Source organism: Alistipes sp. CAG:29 (assembly GCF_000435435.1).
Classification (GTDB): Bacteria; Bacteroidota; Bacteroidia; order Bacteroidales; family Rikenellaceae; genus Alistipes; species Alistipes onderdonkii.
Genome location: NZ_FR893486.1, coordinates 1,032 through 19,688, shown reverse-complemented (window position 1 = coordinate 19,688; position 18,657 = coordinate 1,032). Strand labels below are relative to the sequence as shown.

15 protein-coding genes, 1 pseudogene and 1 riboswitch are annotated in these 18,657 nt (G+C 60.7%); of the genes and pseudogenes, 8 read left to right on the top strand and 8 right to left on the bottom strand.

What is annotated here, in order from left to right:
• Nucleotides 1-40: 40 nt before the first annotated feature.
• From QVP03_RS10820 to QVP03_RS10800, 5 genes are all read left to right on the top strand, one after another.
• Nucleotides 41-2,038, top strand: a complete 1,998-nt coding sequence (locus QVP03_RS10820) for a glycoside hydrolase family 97 protein (protein WP_022333454.1) — start codon at nt 41-43, stop codon at nt 2,036-2,038.
• 192 nt (nt 2,039-2,230) lie between these two features.
• The gene (ychF, locus tag QVP03_RS10815; RefSeq protein ID WP_022333453.1) at nt 2,231-3,331 is read left to right on the top strand and encodes a redox-regulated ATPase YchF; all 1,101 of its coding nucleotides are present in this window, start codon (nt 2,231-2,233) and stop codon (nt 3,329-3,331) included.
• Between the two features lie 57 nt (nt 3,332-3,388).
• Nucleotides 3,389-3,667 carry a hypothetical protein gene (locus QVP03_RS10810; protein ID WP_022333452.1) on the top strand — a complete coding sequence of 93 codons (279 nt, stop codon included), beginning with the start codon at nt 3,389-3,391 and terminating at the stop codon, nt 3,665-3,667.
• A 1-nt stretch (nt 3,668) separates the two neighbouring features.
• Nucleotides 3,669-5,204, top strand: coding sequence for a glutamate--tRNA ligase (gltX, locus tag QVP03_RS10805; protein ID WP_022333451.1), 1,536 nt, complete (start codon nt 3,669-3,671; stop codon nt 5,202-5,204).
• 1 nt (nt 5,205) lies between these two features.
• Complete coding sequence (locus tag QVP03_RS10800) at nt 5,206-6,261, top strand: aldose epimerase family protein (RefSeq protein ID WP_022333450.1); 1,056 nt, start codon at nt 5,206-5,208, stop codon at nt 6,259-6,261.
• Nucleotides 6,262-6,414: 153 nt separating this feature from the next.
• Here QVP03_RS10800 and QVP03_RS10795 read toward each other — a convergent pair whose 3' ends face one another.
• Nucleotides 6,415-8,115, bottom strand: coding sequence for a SulP family inorganic anion transporter (locus QVP03_RS10795; RefSeq protein WP_018695343.1), 1,701 nt, complete (start codon nt 8,113-8,115; stop codon nt 6,415-6,417).
• Between the two features lie 139 nt (nt 8,116-8,254).
• A riboswitch (TPP riboswitch) is annotated at nt 8,255-8,353 on the top strand.
• Between the two features lie 37 nt (nt 8,354-8,390).
• Between QVP03_RS10795 and QVP03_RS10790 the strand changes: the two genes are divergently transcribed.
• Together QVP03_RS10790 and pnuC are read left to right on the top strand one after the other, a co-directional pair.
• The gene (locus tag QVP03_RS10790; RefSeq protein ID WP_022333449.1) at nt 8,391-10,619 is read left to right on the top strand and encodes a TonB-dependent receptor; all 2,229 of its coding nucleotides are present in this window, start codon (nt 8,391-8,393) and stop codon (nt 10,617-10,619) included.
• A 6-nt stretch (nt 10,620-10,625) separates the two neighbouring features.
• Nucleotides 10,626-11,195 carry a nicotinamide riboside transporter PnuC gene (pnuC, locus tag QVP03_RS10785; RefSeq protein WP_018695341.1) on the top strand — a complete coding sequence of 190 codons (570 nt, stop codon included), beginning with the start codon at nt 10,626-10,628 and terminating at the stop codon, nt 11,193-11,195.
• An 86-nt stretch (nt 11,196-11,281) separates the two neighbouring features.
• Here pnuC and QVP03_RS10780 read toward each other — a convergent pair whose 3' ends face one another.
• Nucleotides 11,282-11,914: a 3-keto-disaccharide hydrolase gene (locus QVP03_RS10780; RefSeq protein WP_022333448.1), complete on the bottom strand. Its 633-nt coding sequence runs from the start codon at nt 11,912-11,914 to the stop codon at nt 11,282-11,284.
• Between the two features lie 60 nt (nt 11,915-11,974).
• Nucleotides 11,975-12,358: an MmcQ/YjbR family DNA-binding protein gene (locus QVP03_RS10775; protein ID WP_022333447.1), complete on the bottom strand. Its 384-nt coding sequence runs from the start codon at nt 12,356-12,358 to the stop codon at nt 11,975-11,977.
• Between the two features lie 86 nt (nt 12,359-12,444).
• Between QVP03_RS10775 and QVP03_RS10770 the strand changes: the two genes are divergently transcribed.
• Entirely contained in the window at nt 12,445-13,020 is a 576-nt protein-coding gene (locus QVP03_RS10770) for a hypothetical protein (RefSeq protein ID WP_022333446.1), read from the top strand.
• A 92-nt stretch (nt 13,021-13,112) separates the two neighbouring features.
• Here QVP03_RS10770 and QVP03_RS10765 read toward each other — a convergent pair whose 3' ends face one another.
• The 5 genes and pseudogenes from QVP03_RS10765 to QVP03_RS10745 form a co-directional block, all read right to left on the bottom strand.
• Nucleotides 13,113-14,105, bottom strand: coding sequence for a diacylglycerol/lipid kinase family protein (locus QVP03_RS10765; protein WP_018695337.1), 993 nt, complete (start codon nt 14,103-14,105; stop codon nt 13,113-13,115).
• Nucleotides 14,106-14,111: 6 nt separating this feature from the next.
• Nucleotides 14,112-15,601: pseudogene (locus QVP03_RS10760) on the bottom strand (aminoacyl-histidine dipeptidase).
• Between the two features lie 2 nt (nt 15,602-15,603).
• Nucleotides 15,604-16,596, bottom strand: a complete 993-nt coding sequence (locus QVP03_RS10755) for a PhoH family protein (RefSeq protein ID WP_022333443.1) — start codon at nt 16,594-16,596, stop codon at nt 15,604-15,606.
• Nucleotides 16,597-16,599: 3 nt separating this feature from the next.
• Nucleotides 16,600-17,196 carry a porin family protein gene (locus tag QVP03_RS10750; protein ID WP_022333442.1) on the bottom strand — a complete coding sequence of 199 codons (597 nt, stop codon included), beginning with the start codon at nt 17,194-17,196 and terminating at the stop codon, nt 16,600-16,602.
• An 11-nt stretch (nt 17,197-17,207) separates the two neighbouring features.
• Nucleotides 17,208-18,377 (bottom strand): MFS transporter, encoded by a 1,170-nt coding sequence (locus QVP03_RS10745; RefSeq protein ID WP_229107374.1) that lies wholly within the window; start codon nt 18,375-18,377, stop codon nt 17,208-17,210.
• Between the last annotated feature and the right edge of the window lie 280 nt (nt 18,378-18,657).

Here is an 18,657-nt window from a genome sequence, read left to right as displayed (position 1 = left end):
TTACTATCTTCGGGGCAAATTAACCGTTCAAACTGAATTTATGTCCTTAAAACCGCTATTCCTATTCGCATGCATCCTGTGCGCGCTGCCGCTCATGGCACAGAAAAACTACACGCTCACCTCGCCCGACGGCACGCTGCAGGCCACCGTCGCCACCGGCTCCGACCTCCGGATCTCACTCTCGGCCGACGGCGAAACGCTGCTCGCCCCGTCGCCCGTCTCGATGACGCTCGGCGGCGGCGAAGTGCTGGGCAGCAACCCCAAAGTCACCAGGGCCAGGAAAAACACGGCCGACGCACGGATCGCCTCGCCGTTCTACAAGAAGAGCAGCGTCCGCGACCACTACAACGAACTCGAGCTTACGATGCGCGGCGATTACGGGCTGGTAGTCCGCCTTTACGACGACGGGCTGGCCTACCGTTTCACGACCCGGAAAAAGGACGGCATCCTGGTCGAGAACGAGCAGGTCGCCTATACCTTCCCGGGCGATTATACGGCGTACGCCCCCTATGTCGGACACAAGCGGCTGCTCGATTTCGAAGGGCAGTTCCGCAATTCGTTCGAGAACACCTACACCCGTCTCCCGCTGACGCAGCTCGCCCCCCGCAAACTGATCTTCCTGCCCGTGCTGGTGGAACTTCCCGGCGGCCGCAAGATGGTCATCACCGAGGCCGACCTGCAGGGTTATCCGGGCCTCTTCCTCAACAACTCGACGGAGGCCCCCGTGCTGAAGGGCGTGTTCGCTCCCTATCCCAAAAAAGAGGAACAGGGCGGCCACAACCAGTTGCAGATGCTGGTCACGGAGCGCGAACCCTATATCGCCGCGACCGAAGGCACCCGGTCGTTCCCGTGGCGCGTAATGGCCGTATCGAAGGACGACAGCCAACTGCTCGACAACGACCTGGTCTACCGCCTCGCCCCGGCCTCGAAGATCGCCGACACCTCGTGGATCAAACCCGGCAAAGTGGCCTGGGAGTGGTGGAACGCCTCGAACCTCTACGACGTCGATTTCAAGGCGGGCATCAACAACGAAACCTATAAGTATTATATCTGGTTCGCCTCGCAGCACGGGATCGAATACGTGATCCTCGACGAGGGATGGGCCGTGAACAAACAGGCAGACCTGATGCAGGTAGTGCCGGAGATCGACCTGGAAGAACTGGTCGAATACGGCCGCGAGCGCAATGTGGGCATCATCCTCTGGGCGGGCTACTACGCCTTCGAGCGCGACATGGAACGCGTCGTGAAACATTACGCCGACATGGGCGTCAAGGGTTTCAAGGTCGATTTCATGGATCGTGACGACCAACGGATGGTCGATTTCCTGCACCGCGCCGCCGAAGTCTGCGCCGAACATAAGATGCTGCTCGATTTCCACGGCGTATTCAAGCCCACGGGGCTCAACCGCACATGGCCCAACGTACTCAATTACGAGGGCGTGTTCGGCCTCGAACAGCTGAAATGGTCGGCCGAATCGACCGACATGGTGAAATACGACGTCACGATGCCGTTCATCCGCATGGTCGCCGGGCCGATGGACTATACGCAGGGAGCCATGCGCAATGCCTCGCGCGGCAACTACCGCCCGGTGCACAGCGAACCCATGAGCCAGGGCACCCGCTGCCGCCAGCTGGCCGAATACGTGGTCTTCGAGTCGCCGATCACGATGCTCTGCGATTCGCCGTCGAACTACATGAAGGAACCCGAGTGCTTCGCTTTCATGGCCTCAGTCCCGACCGTATGGGATGAAACGGTGGCCCTCACGGGTTCGGTGGGCGAGTATATCGCCATCGCCCGCCGCTCGGGCGACACGTGGTACATCGGCGCCATGACCGACTGGACACCCCGCGAACTGGAGCTGGATCTGTCGTTCATCGGCAACGGCAACTACGACGTCGAGAGTTTCGCCGACGGCATCAACGCCGACCGGGCAGCCCGCGACTTCAGGAAGACCGTATCGGAGCTGCCGCAGGATCGCAGGCTGAAGATCCGGATGGCCCCGGGCGGGGGCTATGCCGCCCGCATCTACGCACGATAAACCAGCCTGCCCCCAAAAGGCAGCGGCCTGCGCAGGCCGCTGCCTTTTCATTGCGGGCGATCCGTCCGGCGCTGCCCTGCAAAGCGGGAAATCGCAGGCGGAACCGTGCGAAACCCCCTGCCTGCGATGACAATATGAAAAGAATTTCGTATCTTTGCAGGCGTTATTGAAATCTAACGACAAATAAATAGAATGGCTTTACAATGCGGCATCGTAGGTTTGCCCAACGTGGGTAAATCGACCCTTTTCAACTGCCTGTCCAATGCGAAGGCGCAGGCGGCGAACTTTCCTTTCTGTACCATCGAGCCCAATGTGGGCGTCATCACGGTTCCCGACCAGCGGCTTGTCAAACTGGCGGAGATCGACAATCCCAAACGGGTGATCCCGACCACGATCGAGATCGTGGACATCGCCGGGCTGGTGAAAGGGGCGTCGAAAGGCGAAGGGCTCGGCAACAAATTCCTGGCCAACATCCGCAACACGCACGCCATCATCCATGTATTGCGCTGCTTCGACAACGGCAACATCACCCATGTGGACGGGTCGATCGACCCCGTGCGCGACAAGGGCATCATCGACACGGAGTTGCAGCTCAAAGACCTCGAAACCATCGAAAACCGCCTCGCCAAGACGCAGAAGCAGGCCACCTCGGGCGGCGACAAGAACGCCAGGCGTGCCGTGGAGCTGCTGCTGCAATACAAAGCCGCACTCGAACAGGGCAACAGCGCCCGCACGGTGGAACTGGAGAAGGAAGACCGCAAGCTGGTCGCCGACCTCAACCTGCTGACCGACAAACCGGTGCTCTACGTCTGCAACGTAGACGAGAAAAGCGCCGTGACGGGCAATGCCTATACCGAAGCGGTGAAGGCGGCCATCGCCGGCGAGAAAGCCGAAATGCTTGTCGTCGCAGCAGCGACGGAGGCCGACATCGCCGAACTGGAAAGCTACGAGGAGCGGCAGATGTTCCTCGAAGACCTCGGCCTTGAGGAATCGGGCGTGGCACGCCTGATAAAATCGGCCTACAAATTGCTGAACCTCGAAACGTTCTTCACCACGGGCGCCGACGAGTCGCGGGCCTGGACATACGTGCGCGGCATGAAAGCCCCGCAGACGGCAGGTATCATCCACACCGACTTCGAAAAAGGATTCATCCGCGCCGAGGTCATCAAGTACGACGACTACGTGGCGCTGGGCTCGGAGAAAGCGTGCCGCGACGCCGGTAAAATAGGCATCGAGGGCAAGGAATACGTCGTGCAGGACGGCGACATCATGCACTTCCTGTTCAACGTCTGACGTCCCCATCCGGCACACCGAAACGCAGCGGACACCCGCAATAAGGACACCCCGGACATGGACACGTTGTGCAGCATACTGTTCTCCCGCCGGATGCAGGGAGTGCTTTTCGGCCTGATCCTCGCCGCTGCGATCCTGCGTAACCGCACGATGTGGATTATCACGGCGGCAATCGTGGGAACAGCCTGCGCGGGCATGGCAATCGTCGCGGCCGCCGGGCTGCGCAGGTGCGGCAGGGCGTGGCGCGATTTCCCGGATACGCCCGAATACGACGCTTACGCCCGGCGCAGGGAAGACGAACTGAAACGAAACGACAAAAACAAAATAGAATCATAACATGGCAAGACCCGTAAGAGTGCGCTTTGCACCGAGCCCCACGGGGCCGCTGCATATCGGCGGCGTCCGCACGGCCCTTTACAACTACCTATTCGCCCGCAAGATGGGCGGCACAATGATCCTCCGCATCGAGGACACCGACTCGCAGCGTTTCGTACCGGGCGCCGAAGAGTATATCCTCGAATCGCTCGAGTGGTGCGGCATCCGGATCGACGAAGGCGTCGGCGCGGGCGGCCCCCACGCCCCCTACCGCCAGAGCGAACGGCGTGAAATCTACCTCAAATACGCCCTGCAGCTGGTCGAAGCCGGGTGGGCGTACTATGCGTTCGACACGGCCGAAGAGCTGGACGCCCTGCGCAGGGAGGCCGAAGGACGCGGCGAGGCATTCGCCTACAATTACACCGTGCGCGAAAAGCTGGCCACCTCGCTGGCGCTGCCCGCCGAAGAGGTCAGGGCGCGTATCGACCGCGGCGACCAGTGGGTGATCCGTTTCAGAATGCCTGAAAACGAAGTCGTCGAAATGGACGACCTGATCCGCGGCCACGTGGAGGTCAACACCTCGACGCTCGACGACAAGGTGCTCTACAAATCGGCCGACGCACTGCCCACCTACCACCTTGCCAACATCGTCGACGACCACCTGATGGAGGTCTCGCACGTCATCCGCGGCGAGGAGTGGCTTCCTTCGCTGCCGCTGCACTACCTGCTATACAAAGCATTCGGATGGACGGCGACGCAGCCCGCGTTCGCCCACCTGCCCCTGCTGCTCAAACCCACGGGCGGCGGCAAGCTCTCGAAACGCGACGGCGACAAGATGGGATTCCCCGTATTCCCGCTCTTCTGGAAATCCCCCACGACGGGCGAGACCGCGCACGGATACCGCGAGGACGGCTATTTCCCCGAGGCATTCATCAACATGCTGGCGCTGCTGGGGTGGAACCCCGGCACCGAGCAGGAGATTTTCTCGATGCAGGAGCTGATCGACAATTTCTCGCTGGAACGCGTTTCCAAGTCGGGCGCACGCTTCCAGCCCGACAAGGCAAAATGGTTCAATGCACAGTACATGCACCATAAGAGCGACGCCGAACTGGCCGCGCTCTACCAGCCGATCCTGCGCGGGCACGGCATCGAGGTCGCGGACGAGGTCGCAGGCCGCGCCGCCGGCATCATGAAGGAGCGCGCCACGTTCATCACCGACCTGTGGGATCTGACGTCGTTCTTTTTCGTGGCCCCGGCCGAATACGAGGAGAAGCAGACCAGGAAATACTGGAAGGGGCAGAACCCCGAAATCCTGCGCGAACTGCGCAGCGTACTGGCCGCGATCGACGATTTCTCGCTGGAAAATACCGAGCGGATCGTACACGGCTGGATCGAGCAGAAAGGCTACGGCATGGGGCAGGTGATGAACACGCTGCGCCTGGCCCTGGTCGGCGCCGGCAAGGGCCCCGGCATGTACGACGTGACGTCGTTCATCGGCAAGGAGGAGACCCTGCGCCGCATCGACCATATCCTGGCAACCTTAAAACCCGCAGAATAATATGGTAACTATCGAACAACACGTATGGGGCATGACGCCCGAAGGAGAGGCGATCATCCTCTACACGATGCGCAACGACAAGGGCGCCGAAGTGAAGCTCTCGAATTTCGGGGCGGCGATCGTCTCCGTGACGATGCCCGACCGCGAAGGCCGCATGGCCGACGTGGTGCTCGGTTACAAACACCCCGAAGGCTACTTCTTCGACGGGGCCGCCTCGGGCAAGAGCGTCGGCCGCTGCGCCAACCGCATCGCATCGGGACGCATGACCATCGAAGGCAAAGAATATTCGCTGGAGGTCAACAACGGCCCCAACCACCTGCACGGCGGCACGAAAAATTTCGCCAACCGTCTTTGGGAAAGCCGTGTCGAGACCAACCGCGTCGTCATGTCGCTCCTGTCGGAGGACGGCGACCAGAATTACCCCGGCGAGCTGAACGTCGAAGCCGTATTCGATTTCGACGACGACAATGCCCTGGAGATCACCTACCTCGCCAAGACGGACAAAACGACGGTCGTGAACCTCACGAACCACGTCTATTTCAATCTCGCGGGCGACGGAAGCGGTTCGATCCTCGACCACGAACTGCGCCTGAACAGCTCGAAGGTGCTCGAAATGAACGACAAGCAAATCCCGACCGGGAAATTGCTCGACGCAGCGGGCACCCCGCAGGACTTCCGCCAATTCAGGCCCTTCCGCCCCGGCATCGGCTCGGAGTTCAACCACATCCGCGATTTCAAGGGGTACGACCATCCTTTCGTCATCGACGGGTGGCAGCCCAACATCCTGGGCGAGGTCGGCGAACTGCGCGAAAAAAGTTCGGGGCGCTGCGTAAAGGTACTTTCGTCGCAGCCCAGCGTGATGGTCTACACCGGCAACTGGCTCGCAGGCGGATGCCCCGAAACCAAGACCGGCGGACGTTACAACGACTACGACGGCGTGGCGATCGAATGCCAGAACTACCCCGACGCCGTGAACCACCCCGATTTCCCGTCGCCGCTGCTCAGACCCGGCGAACTCTATTGCCAGAAGATTGTCTTCCGGTTCGGCACCTTTTAGGCTGTCCCGGCAAAACGAAAATCCCTGCTACATGTAGCAGGGATTTTTCGTACAAGAACCCGGCGTGAACGAGCGGACGGACACGGGAGATTCCGCTCCGTATATGCGGCCTGCAGGGTTTCTTACTCCTTTTCCGTCCTACCTTTTTCCGCCCTACTTCCCCGTCCCGGACTGGGCGGCCAACACCCGGGCGCGCTCGAGCGCCGCATGGATGTCGGGGCAAATGTTCTCCTCGCCGAGCAGGTTGCAGATCCCGGCATTCTCCAGCGTAGCGCGCACGCCCGGGTTCACGCCCGACAGCACGAGGGTACTCCCCGCCCGCTGCGACATCCGGCACAGGGTTTCCAGATTATGGAGCCCCGTGGAGTCGATGAACGGCACGCGGCGCATACGGATGATCCGCACCCGGGGACGGTCGCCCATCTGCATCATCAACTCCTCGAAGCGAGTAGCGATGCCGAAGAAATAGGGGCCGTCGATCTCATACACCTCGATCCCGGAGGGTATGGCCAGCGGCTCTTCGTGCAGCCGGGCATCGGAACCCGCCGAGGGGTCGATTTCATTGCGTATCACCGATATTTCGGTCGTCTCCATCACACGCCGCAGGAACAGCACGCAGGCGATGAGCAGCCCCACCTCGATGGCCACCGTCAGGTCGAAGACCACCGTCAGGAAAAAGGTAACCAGCAGAACGGCCCTGTCGGAAAGGGGCGTGCGCAGCAAAGCCCGGAAAGTCCGCCAGCCGCTCATGTTATAGGAAACGACCACAAGCACGCCCGCAAGACAGGCCATCGGGATATACTGCGCCAGCGGCATCATCAGCAACAGGATCAGCAGCAGCACCCCGGCATGGATAATGCCCGCCACGGGCGTCCGGCCGCCGTTGTTGATATTGGTCATCGTCCGGGCGATGGCACCCGTGGCCGGAATGCCGCCGAACAGCGGAGTGAGCAGGTTGGCGGCACCCTGCGCCATCAGCTCGGTATTCGAATCGTGGCGGTCGCCGGTCACACCGTCGGCGACCGTCGCCGAAAGCAGGGATTCGATAGCCCCCAGCAGCGCAATGGTCAAAGCCACGGGGAACAGGCTGCGCATCACCTCCCAATCCATCGCGGGCATGGCTGCGGCAGGCAATTCGGCACGGATCGTAAAGCGGTCGCCGATGGTATCGACGCCCTCCATGCCCGCATACGTCCGAAGCGCCCAAACCCCGGCCGTCAGCACGACGATGGCCACCAGCGACCCCGGGATACGGCGCGAGAATCTGGGTGTGAGGACAATCAGCAAAATGCTGCACAGCCCCACGGCCAGGTTCGCCCAGTCGACCGAACCGAAATGGCGGAAATAGAGCATCCACTTGCCGATGAAATCCCCCGGCACGGGTTCCCCGCCGAAATCCATCCCGAACAGGTCTGCGATCTGCGTCGTGAAAATCGTCAGGGCGATGCCGGCTGTGAACCCCACCACGACGGGATAGGGAATGAACCGGATGACGGCACCGAGTTTGAACAACCCCATCGCAACCAGCAGCACGCCGGCCATGAACGTCGCAACCAGCAGCCCCGTTTCGCCGTATTGCTGGACGACGCCGTAGACAATGACGATGAAGGCGCCCGTAGGGCCGCCGATCTGTACCCGGCTTCCGCCCAGCAGCGAGACGACGAACCCCGCGACCACAGCCGTGATGATTCCCTTTTCGGGCGACACGCCCGAAGCGATACCGAAGGCGATAGCCAACGGCAGGGCCACGATGCCCACAACCAGGCCGGCCATCAGGTCGGCCGAAAACGTCTGGCGCGAATACCCCCGGAGCACTTCGAAGAACCGGGGACGGAACGATGCGATATGTTTCATAGACCGTTAAAAAATTTGAAAGTGCAAAAGTAGGCAATTTTCGGCTTATATCCCCCTTTTCGGCATTTAATTATTCCGGCCGGGGCGGGCCGGGACAAATAAATTTGGTATTGCCCCGGACAATCATTACCTTTGCCGTCGAATTTCTAAGGGGTGCTCGCAGTGCGCGGGCTGAGATTATACCCATTGAACCGGACACGGGTAATGCCGAGACCGGGACGCATAATCAACATTACATACCCCTTTTCAGTTCTTTAACTTTAAAAAGTTTAAACATGAAAAGGTTTTTACTACCCATTGCGGCCGCCGTCATAGGCACCGCCGCACATGCCCAGGCCGTGGAGGCCGGGCAGGAAGACTCGCTGCGCATGTACCGGTTGCAGGAGATCGAAGTCACCGCCACACGCGCCGACGCGGCCACGCCCGTGGCCTACACGGACATCGCGCGCGACGAGATCGCCCGCAACAGCTTTGGATTCGACATCCCCTCGGTACTGGCGCTGACCCCCTCGATGGTCGCCACCAACGAAACCGGCATCGGCATCGGCGCCACCTCGGTACGGCTGCGCGGCACGGACGCCACGCGCTTGAATGTGACGATCAACGGCGTTTCGATGAACAACCCCGACTCGCACTCGATGTACTGGTACGACACGCCCGACCTGATCTCGTCGGTAGGGACGGTGCAGGTGCAGCGCGGAGCAGGCATCTCGACCAATGGCACGGGTGCCTTCGGCGGCGCGGTGAACATGACCACCGAGGCACTCCCGACCGATTTCAACGGCTCGGCATCGCTCTCCTACGGATCGTACAACACCAACAAGCAGGCCGTGCAGGTTTCATCGGGCCTCATGGGCGGCCACTGGGCCGTGGATGCACGCCTGACCCATATCGGCTCGGACGGCTACATCGACCGCGGGGCCACGGATCTCAAATCCTACATGTTCCAGGGTGCCTATTACAACGGCAATACGATGCTGAAACTGGTTTCGTTCGGCGGCAAGGCCAAGACCTACCTCACCTATAACGGCGTCACGAAGGAGGACATGAAGCGCTACGGACGCCGGTACCACGACAGCGGGCAGTACGTCACCTCGGACGGCCCCTTCGTGCTGGCCGACGGCACGCACGTCGACTACTACGACGACCAGACGGACAACTACCTGCAGATCAACAACCAGCTGATCCTCAACCACCGTATCAACGACCGCTGGGTGATGAACGCCACGGCGTTCTACACGTACGGATACGGCTATTACAGGCAGTACAAGGACGACGCATGGCTTGCGGGCTACACCAACCTGCAGAGCGACATCGAACAGGCCGACCTGATCCGCGAAAAGATCATGCGCAACCACCTGGGAGGCATCAACGCCTCGGCCGCCTATTCGGTACGCAACCTCGACCTCACGTTCGGCGGTTCGTGGAGCTATTACTCCTGTCCCCACTGGGGCACGCTGGACTGGGTGGACGGCCTGAAGAAAAGCGACATCCGGGGGCGCTGGTACGACAACGATGTCGACAAACAAGACGCCAACGTCTTCGTGCGCGCCAACTGGACAGTCGCCCGGGGGTTGCGCCTGTTCGCCGACATGCAATACCGCTATGTGCATTACCAGGCGTGGGGCGTCAACGACAACTACAACTGGGACACCTCCGCGATGCAGCCTATCGACGTAGATAAGAAATACCATTTCTTCAACCCGCGCGCGGGCATTCATTACACGCTCGCCGACCGCCACAACTTCTACGCATCGTTCGCCGTCGCACAGAAGGAGCCTACGCGCAGCGACTTCACCGACCGTTATATGTTCTCCGGCGACAACTCGTATCCCTCGTCCGAGAAACTCTACGACTATGAACTTGGCTACCGGTACGACACACCGAAATTCAGCGCAGGCGTAAACCTCTACTACATGAAATACAAGGATCAGCTGGTCGCCACGGGCATGGTCAACGACGGCGACGATGCCCTGAACACGAACGTGGAGGACAGCTACCGCCGGGGCATCGAACTTTCGGCGCAATGGAAAGCCACGGGCTGGTTCACGCTCAGCGGGCACGCAACGTTCAGCCAGAACAGGATCGAGGATTACGTCGACGCCCTCAAGGACAGCCCCACCTTCGGACAGAACCTGGGCGACATGACCATCTCCTACTCGCCCGACGTAATCGCCGGGGTGCTCTTCGACTTCCACTGCAAGGGCTTCGAGGCCGTATTCCACACGCAGTATGTCGGCAAGCAGTATTTCACGAACAACGAAATCGACGCCCTGTCGCTCGACAGCTATTGCACGACCAACCTCAACCTGGGCTATACGCTCCGCACGAAAGCCGCCCGCAGCGTCCGCTTCGGGCTCATGGTCTACAACCTCTTCGATTCGGAGTACTGCGGCAACGGGTACGGCTATTCCTACATGGACGACGGCAAGCGTACGGACGTCGCACTCTACTTCCCGCAGGCCCCGCTGAACGTGCTGGCCAACGTGACGGTGAAATTCTGAGAACAGATGGACTGGAAACTCGTACTGCAAATCGCCGGGGTCGTGCTGGGGCTGCTCTACCTGTGGCTGGAATACCGGGCCGACATCCGCCTGTGGGTCGTCGGGCTCATCATGCCGCTGGTGCACGGTGCACTCTACTACAAGGCGGGGCTGTATGCCGACTGCTCGATGCAGGCCTACTACGTACTGGCCGGCCTTTACGGGTGGATCGTATGGCATAACGCACCGCGAAGGAAAGCAGCGGCCGACCGGATCGGGCATACGCCCCTGCGCCAGGCTGCGGGGCTGATCGCCGTCTACGCCGCAGCGCATACGGGCATCTACTTCCTGCTCGTGGGATTCACCAACAGCACCGTGCCGTTCTGGGACGCGATGACCACGGCCGGAAGCATCGTGGCGATGTGGATGCTCTCGCGCAAGTACGTCGAGCAATGGCTCGTATGGCTGGCCGTAGACCTGGTAACGGTGGGGCTGTACCTCTACAAGGGCATCCCGCTGACGGCAGGCCTGTACGCCCTCTACTCGGCGCTGGCAGTCGCGGGTTATCTTCGCTGGAAGGCAAAAATGCGCGCATAGCAATCCGGCCTCAAAACGACGGAAGGCCGTCCCCTGCTGCGGGGACGGCCTTCGTTTTCGAGTATCCGGGCCGCTGTGCCGGATGCCTATTTCACATCGGTGAGGTAGACATTGCGGAACTCCAGGGTGCCGCCTTCGCTCTGGAGCGCAATGTAGCCCGTGCGATCCGTACCCGAACATTCGTTCTGCAACATGCCGTTGATATAGACGGTCATCCGGTCGCCCCGGCAGACGATCTCGGCCTCGTTCCACTCGCCTGCCGGCTTCTCACAGCCGGCATCGCCGATCCGTGCCTTTACCGGGAATTTCCCCACCGGTTCGATCCCGGCGGCCCTTGCACCCCCGAGCAGCACCAGGTCGCCCGCACGCCCTGCCATGAGCTGGCATTCGATCCCTTGGGGCCAGACCTTGTCGCCCTCCTGCACGCGCTGGAAAATGCCGCTGTTCGTAGCTTCGCCGATCCAGCGCCACTCGGCATGGAGCCTGTAATCGCCGTACTGCCGCGCGGTACGCATGTAGCCGAACGGCTGCCCCGCGATACGGATATTGCCGTCCCGGACGGTGAATACCTCCCCGGCAGGCACGTCGCCCAGGCTGTCGACGACGCATACCCAACCCGCAAGGTCTTTGCCATTGAAAAGTTCGGTTCGGGCATTTCCGCCGCATGAACCCAAAGCCAGCGCACAAACCAGCGCTGCGAAAAGAAATCGGATATTCATAGTTTATCGAGTTATTTGATCGGACAATCTCAGGGCCGGAGCAGGATTCCCGCACAGCGGCTATTCGGGCAGGCCGTGTTCCCCGACATAGGCCAGTATCTCTTCGCGCAGGGACTTGGGCGTAACGTTCTGCCGCAGCACGAGCAGGTAGGAATTGCGGATCTGCGCCCGGATAAAGGCATCGGGCAGGTCGCCCGTCGTGCGGATGTCGTTCCAGTGCTTTTTGCTCGAATGCCACGCAGGCGTGACGTCGGGATACTCCTCGCGCAGGGAAACCGCCTCGTCGGGGTCGCACTTCACGGCGACCCGCCCGAAATTCTCCATATCGGCATAGGCATACATCTTCCCGCCGACCTTGTAGACCAGCGTAGTTTCGTCGAAGGGCGTACATTCCTCGGTCAGGGGCAGCGACAGGCAGTAGTCGCGAAAAGCCAGGACATCCATAGCAAACTGATTTTCGGGTAAAGATATGAAATTTTTGGCACACGGATTGCGTTCCTGCCATAAGTAAAACCAAAATCAAGGAAACGATGAAAAAAATTCTCCTCTGTGTATCCCTGCTCTCGATGTTCGCGGCAGGCTTCGTAGGCTGCTCGCAAAAGCGGGAGTGGAACCACGAACAACGCAAGGCCATGCGCGAAGCGCTGCGCAGCTACCGCCAGATGGTTTACCTCGACGACCTGACCGACGCCGAGTTCGTACTCTTCACCGACCAGGTGGCCGGGGAGCTGGAAGGCACCTATCCCGTCTACGCAACCTTCGTGGAGATGCCGGGCGTAACCGACACGGTTGACATGGTGGTCGTCACGACCATCGTGGACGAACTGAACGCCGACGCACGCAACATGCGGCATATCTTCCCCTACAACTACCTCGTAGCGCAGGGCGTGCTCCCCGCGGGCCTCGACCACGACCAGCAGAAGGCTTTTTACAACTGCTTCGCCGGGAAGGTGAACGACACCTACGACACGATGTCGCAATTCTTCAACGCCATCCTGGCCGATACGACCGACATGTCGCAGCTGCGCCAGTTGCAGGGGCAGTGCGCCAACGACCTTTTCGAATGGGTGATTACCGAAGTCGACGTGATCGAGAGCGTCAACTGACGCATCGCACGACCAAACGCAGCCGGGCGGGATTTTTTGAAAAAATCCCGCCCGGTTATCTTTACCCCGCCACTCCGGCGGCGTAACAAGCGCTACACCTCCGGCACCGTGCACGAACACGACGTCTCGGGGCGTTTGTCGTAAAATTCCTTGGACACCACGATCCGGATCGCCTTGTGGAGGATCGAGAATTCGAGCGGCGTTTCGCCCAGCAGCTCCCCGTCCACCTCGACCGATATTTCGGGCGACGACTCGATGCGGATACGGCTACCGCGCTCCTGGAGGATATGCCGGATACGGTAGATACCGCCGTTGAACAGGTAGTGGAACCGGAACAGCAGGTGCCAGAAATGCACCGGCCGGATGAGCGACACGTCGAGCATGCCATCGTCGGCCACAGCCTCGGGAAGCTGCTGCATACCGCCGCCGTTGTACTTGCAAATACCGATGGCGATGCTTAGCAGCAGGTTGTTGTAGACCAGCCGGTCATCGACCCACACCTTCATTCCGGTGGATTTATAACGAAAGAATTGCCTGACCAGACACCATGTGTAGATCCAGCGGTTCTTGCGCCCCTTCTTCTTGAGGTGCGAGAACTTGCGCACCACATGGGCGTCGAAGCCCGCACCCGCGACATTGGCCATGTAACGGCTCTGGCGGTAGTGCGACTCCTCGTAGGAGACCACGCCCACATCCTGCAGGAACGAATACCCTTCGCTGATCGCCTTCACGGCGTCCTGGTAGCGGTTCGAAATACCGAACGTGCGCACCCAGTCGTTGCCCGTACCGACGGCGACCACCGCAAGCAGCACCTCGTCGGGGCAGACCTTCTGCTGGATGAACAGGCCGTTGACCACCTCGTGCAGGGTGCCGTCGCCCCCGACGACGATGATATGCCGATACCCCTCATTGACGGCCGTCACGGTAAGTTCCGTGGCGTGGAACTTATGTTCGGTGAAGACCGGTTCGCAGAGTATCTGCGCATCGCGCAGGTAGCGCGATATCTGCGGGAAATGGTCAAGCCCGCGGCCGCCTCCGGCCACGGGATTGACGATGACGAACCATTTGACCTTTCCGGCTTCCAAAACACGCTACTTTTTGGGGATGTTGCGCAGCGTGTCGACCATGAACTCGTAGAACTTGCCGACCGATGCGATCTCCACCTTCTCGTCGGGCGAGTGCGGGTAGCAGATCGTGGGGCCGAACGAGATCATGTCCATCTTGGGGTATTTGCTGCCGATGATGCCGCACTCCAGCCCGGCGTGAATCGCCGTCACGGCGGGCTGCTTGCCGTAAAGGGCTTTGTACGAAGCGGTCATGGCCTTCAGGATCGGCGAATCCATGTCGGGGTTCCATCCGTCGTAGCTGCCCGAAAGCTGCACCTTGGCGCCGGCCAGTGAGAACACGGCGGCAATGGCCTCGCCCAGCGCGGCCTTTTCGGTGTTGACCGAACTGCGCAGCAGGCATTGCAATTTGACCGTCTTTCCGTCGGACACCACGCGTGCGAGGTTGCTCGAAGTCTGCACCAGCCCCGGCATGGCCATCGACATCTTCTGCACGCCGTCGGGGCAGCCGACCACAGCCTTCGTAAGTTTCTCAGCCACCTCGCGGGCAACCATCTCCGCAGGGGCTTCGCACTCCCTGATCTTGACCGACACGGCATCCTCGATGCCCGCGTACTCGGCCCTGACAACCTTCTCGTACGCCTTCAGCTCCTTGGCGAATGCCTCGTACTCTTTCGTTTTGACCATCACCACAGCCTCGGCCTCGCGGGGGATGGCGTTACGCAGGCCGCCGCCGTCCACCGAGCACAGCAACACGTCGCACGACGCCGAAGCGGCGTTCAGGAAGCGGAACAGCACCTTGTTGGCATTGGCACGCTGGCATCCGATCTGGATGCCCGAATGGCCGCCCTTGAGCCCCTTGACCGTGATCTTCGCAGCGGTATAATTCCGTGCGGGCGTCTTCTCCGCCGTATATTTGAAGGTGACGTTGGCATCGAGCCCGCCGGCACAGCCCACATACAGCTCGCCTTCGGTCTCCGAATCGAGGTTTCGCCTTCGGTCGCCGAATCGAGGGTCAGCAGGATATCGCCGCGGAGCAGGCCCTTTTTCAGCCCGAAGGCACCGTCCATGCCGGTCTCCTCGGTTGCGGTAAACAAGGCCTCGAGGGGGCCGTGCACCAGTGTATCGTCCTCCAGCACGGCAAGGATCGCCGCGGCGCCGATGCCGTTGTCGGCCCCGAGCGTCGTGCCGTCGGCCGTGACCCACTCGCCGTCGACGTAGGCGTCGATGGGGTCTTTTGTGAAGTCGAACTTCTTATCGTTGTTCTTCTGGGGCACCATGTCGAGGTGCGCCTGCAGGATGACGCCCTTGCGGTCTTCCATCCCTTTCGAGGCCGGCTTGCGGACATAGACGTTGTGCGCAGCGTCCTCCTTGCATTCCAGTCCCCGGGACTTGGCGAAATCCATGACGTACTTGCGGATCTTCTCCTCGTGCGACGAGGGGCGCGGGATGCGGACGATCTGAGCAAAATGTTTCCAGACGAGCGCGGGCTTGAGCGCAGACAGGTTCTTGTCCATAACTATTCGGTTTTTAGGTTTGATTGTTCGGGTTCTCTCCGGGTATCCCCGGCATATTTGTCGAATGCGTCGACGATGTATTTGACCAGTTGGTGGCGCACGATGTCGCGTTTGTCGAACTCCACGATGCCGATCCCCCCGACACCGCGCAGGATCTCCATTGAGCGGGTCAGCCCGCTGTCGCTTTTCTTCGGCAGGTCGATCTGCGTCACGTCGCCCGTGACGATGAACCTGGCGTTGCGCCCCATGCGCGTGAGGAACATCTTGATCTGCGACAGGGTCGTATTCTGCGCCTCGTCGAGGATGACGAACGCATTGTCGAGCGTACGGCCGCGCATGTAGGCCAGCGGCGCGATCTGTACCGTCCCCTCTTCGAGGTATTTCGCCAGCTTGGCCGGCGGGATCATGTCGTTCAGCGCATCGTAGAGGGGTTGCAGGTAGGGGTCGAGCTTCTCCTTCAAGTCGCCCGGCAGGAACCCGAGCTTCTCGCCCGCCTCGACCGCCGGGCGCGTGAGGATGATACGCCGCACCTCCTTCTCCTTCAACGCGCGCACGGCCAGCGCGATGGCCGTATAGGTCTTGCCCGACCCGGCGGGGCCCACGGCGAACAGCAGGTCGTTGCGCCCGTAGAGCGACACCAGCTTCTGCTGGTTGACCGTGCGGGCACGGATGATATTGCCGTTGTTGCCGTAAACGATGACGTCCTTGTCAGCCGGGGCTTCCTGTCCGGCGATATCACCGGCGAAAGCCTGGCCGATGACTTCGGACGAGATATGCCCGTATTTGAGGTAATAGGCCACCAACCCCTCCATATGCCGGCCGAACCGTTGGGTTTCGGCCTCCGAGCCCAGCACTTTGAGCGACGAACCGCGCGCTACGATCCTGAGTTGGGGATGGAGCGCCTTGATCTGGTCGAGGTAGACATTCCGGGGGCCGTAGAGCTCCCGGGGGTCGACACCCTCGATGGCGATCTCTTTTCCGACAGCTTCGGTCATAGGCTAAAACAGGTAACCGACGCTCAGGGCGACGTTATACGAACGGAGCTTGTCGAGGCGGCTGCCGTCGGGCAGCACCACGTCCTCCTTGCCTTTGAACTGGCCGTTGTAGCGGAGGTCGATGAGCATGTGACCCAGCAATTTGACGCCCGCACCCACCGTATAGGACATCGTGGGACGTACGCGGCCGAAATCCAGCAGGTCGCCGCCCGACTTCTGTTTGCAGTCGTTCATCACGGTGAACACCGGGCCCGCATAGAACCGGAACGGCCTGAGCAGGCGCAGCGACACGAGCACCGGGACGTCGATCGAATTCGACTTGAGGTTGATCTCCTTCGCCCCTTCGGGTTTGATGCGGAGCCCCTGGCGCACATACAGGATCTGCGGCTCGATGGCGAAGGCGCCCAGATTTACCGCCGTGACGATACCGGCCTGCCAGCCCAGTTTATTCTTGACATCGGTCTTCGACATGTTGGTCGTATAATCGGGGACGTTGATACCGCCGATCACCCCCCACTCGACCCGCGTGCGGGGGCGCTGCGCTAAGGCCGGCCATACGCAGGCCCCCAACAGCAGGGTTATTACAATTTTACGAATCATTGAACAACTGTTTATTTGATTTTCAACTTGATACTTGCCCAGAGCATATAGCCCACGCAGAGGGCGACGAACAGCATCCCCAGGTGGGGGTTCCCCGTCCAGCGGATAATCGCCCCGCATACGGGCCCCGAGACGGCCCCGGCGGCAATCGCCATAATCATCAGCCCCGCGACCCCGTTGGCCTGTTCGGGTACGGCTTTGGTCGCTACGGCATAGAAGGTGGCGAAGACGCAGGCCATGGCGAAGCCCATCAGCCCGACGGCCGCATAAATCGCAGCCTCGTTGCGTACGAAAAGCAGCACCACGCAGAGCACCAGCGCCCCGGCCATATTCCAGCTCAGGTATTTCACGTCCGAAAGGCGCACCAGCACCCAGGCTCCGACCAGCGTACCGACGATGCGGCAGGCATAGAAACCCGTAGTGGTGAGGATCGAATCGGGGTTGTCGATCAGCCGTACCGAGAGGAACCCGATCCCGACGTCCCCGGCGATGAAACACGCCACACCCAGCGTACACAACAGGACGGCCCTGTTCCTCAGCAGCCGGAAACAATCGGACATCCCCGCCGCATGCCCGCTGCGTTCGGGTTCGGCCACGGTGGTAAATTGCAGCCAGATGCCGCCCAGCACGGTGAGCCCTGCATAGATCGGCAACAGCAAGCGCCATGAACCCGTGAGCGCCACGAGCGCCGTGACGATGGGCGCCAGCAACAGCAGCGAGGTGTTGCGGAAAATCTGTCCCACGGTCAGGTAGCTCGTCATCCGCTCGCCCGGCACGATGGTCGCCAGCAGGGGGTTGACCGCCACCTGGAGCGCCGTATTGCCGATGCCGAGCAGCCCGAAGCCGGCGAAGTACCAGCCCAGTGCGCAGCCCTCGCCTGCGAGGAAGGGCACCAGCAAGCCGGCGATCGTGAAGGCATAGCCGATCATCGACATGGCCTTGCGGCCGATGCGGTTCATCAGTGCCGCCAAGGGGGTCGACAGGACGAGGAACCAAAGGAACACCATCGTGGGCAGGAAACTCACGGCCGCCTGCTGCGATGCGGGAAATTCGGTGGCGATACGCCCCGAGATCGGAGCCACGATATCGCAGAACCCCATGATAAAGAAGCCCATAAGCACGGGCCCGAGAACACGTTTATCTACTTTGTCGACACGCATCGGCGACGATTTTTTATCCATACGATTTTTCAAAGTTACGTTTTTTTGGCGAAACGCGAAACATCGACCCGTTTTTTTCACCCCTTACTGCAACTTGCACGCCCGAATCGGCACGGCACCGCCTCCCCGTACGCCACGGAATCCCTGCTGGATTTTTTTACGATACAAACGTCGCCGGCGACTTGCGTATTATCTGTTTTTTCTTATCTTTGTCCTCAGACTAAACAGATCCGACAATGTTAATGACCGCATTCCCCATAACGTTGCCGCTCGAAGACCCGATCCTGAAATTCCTGCTGAT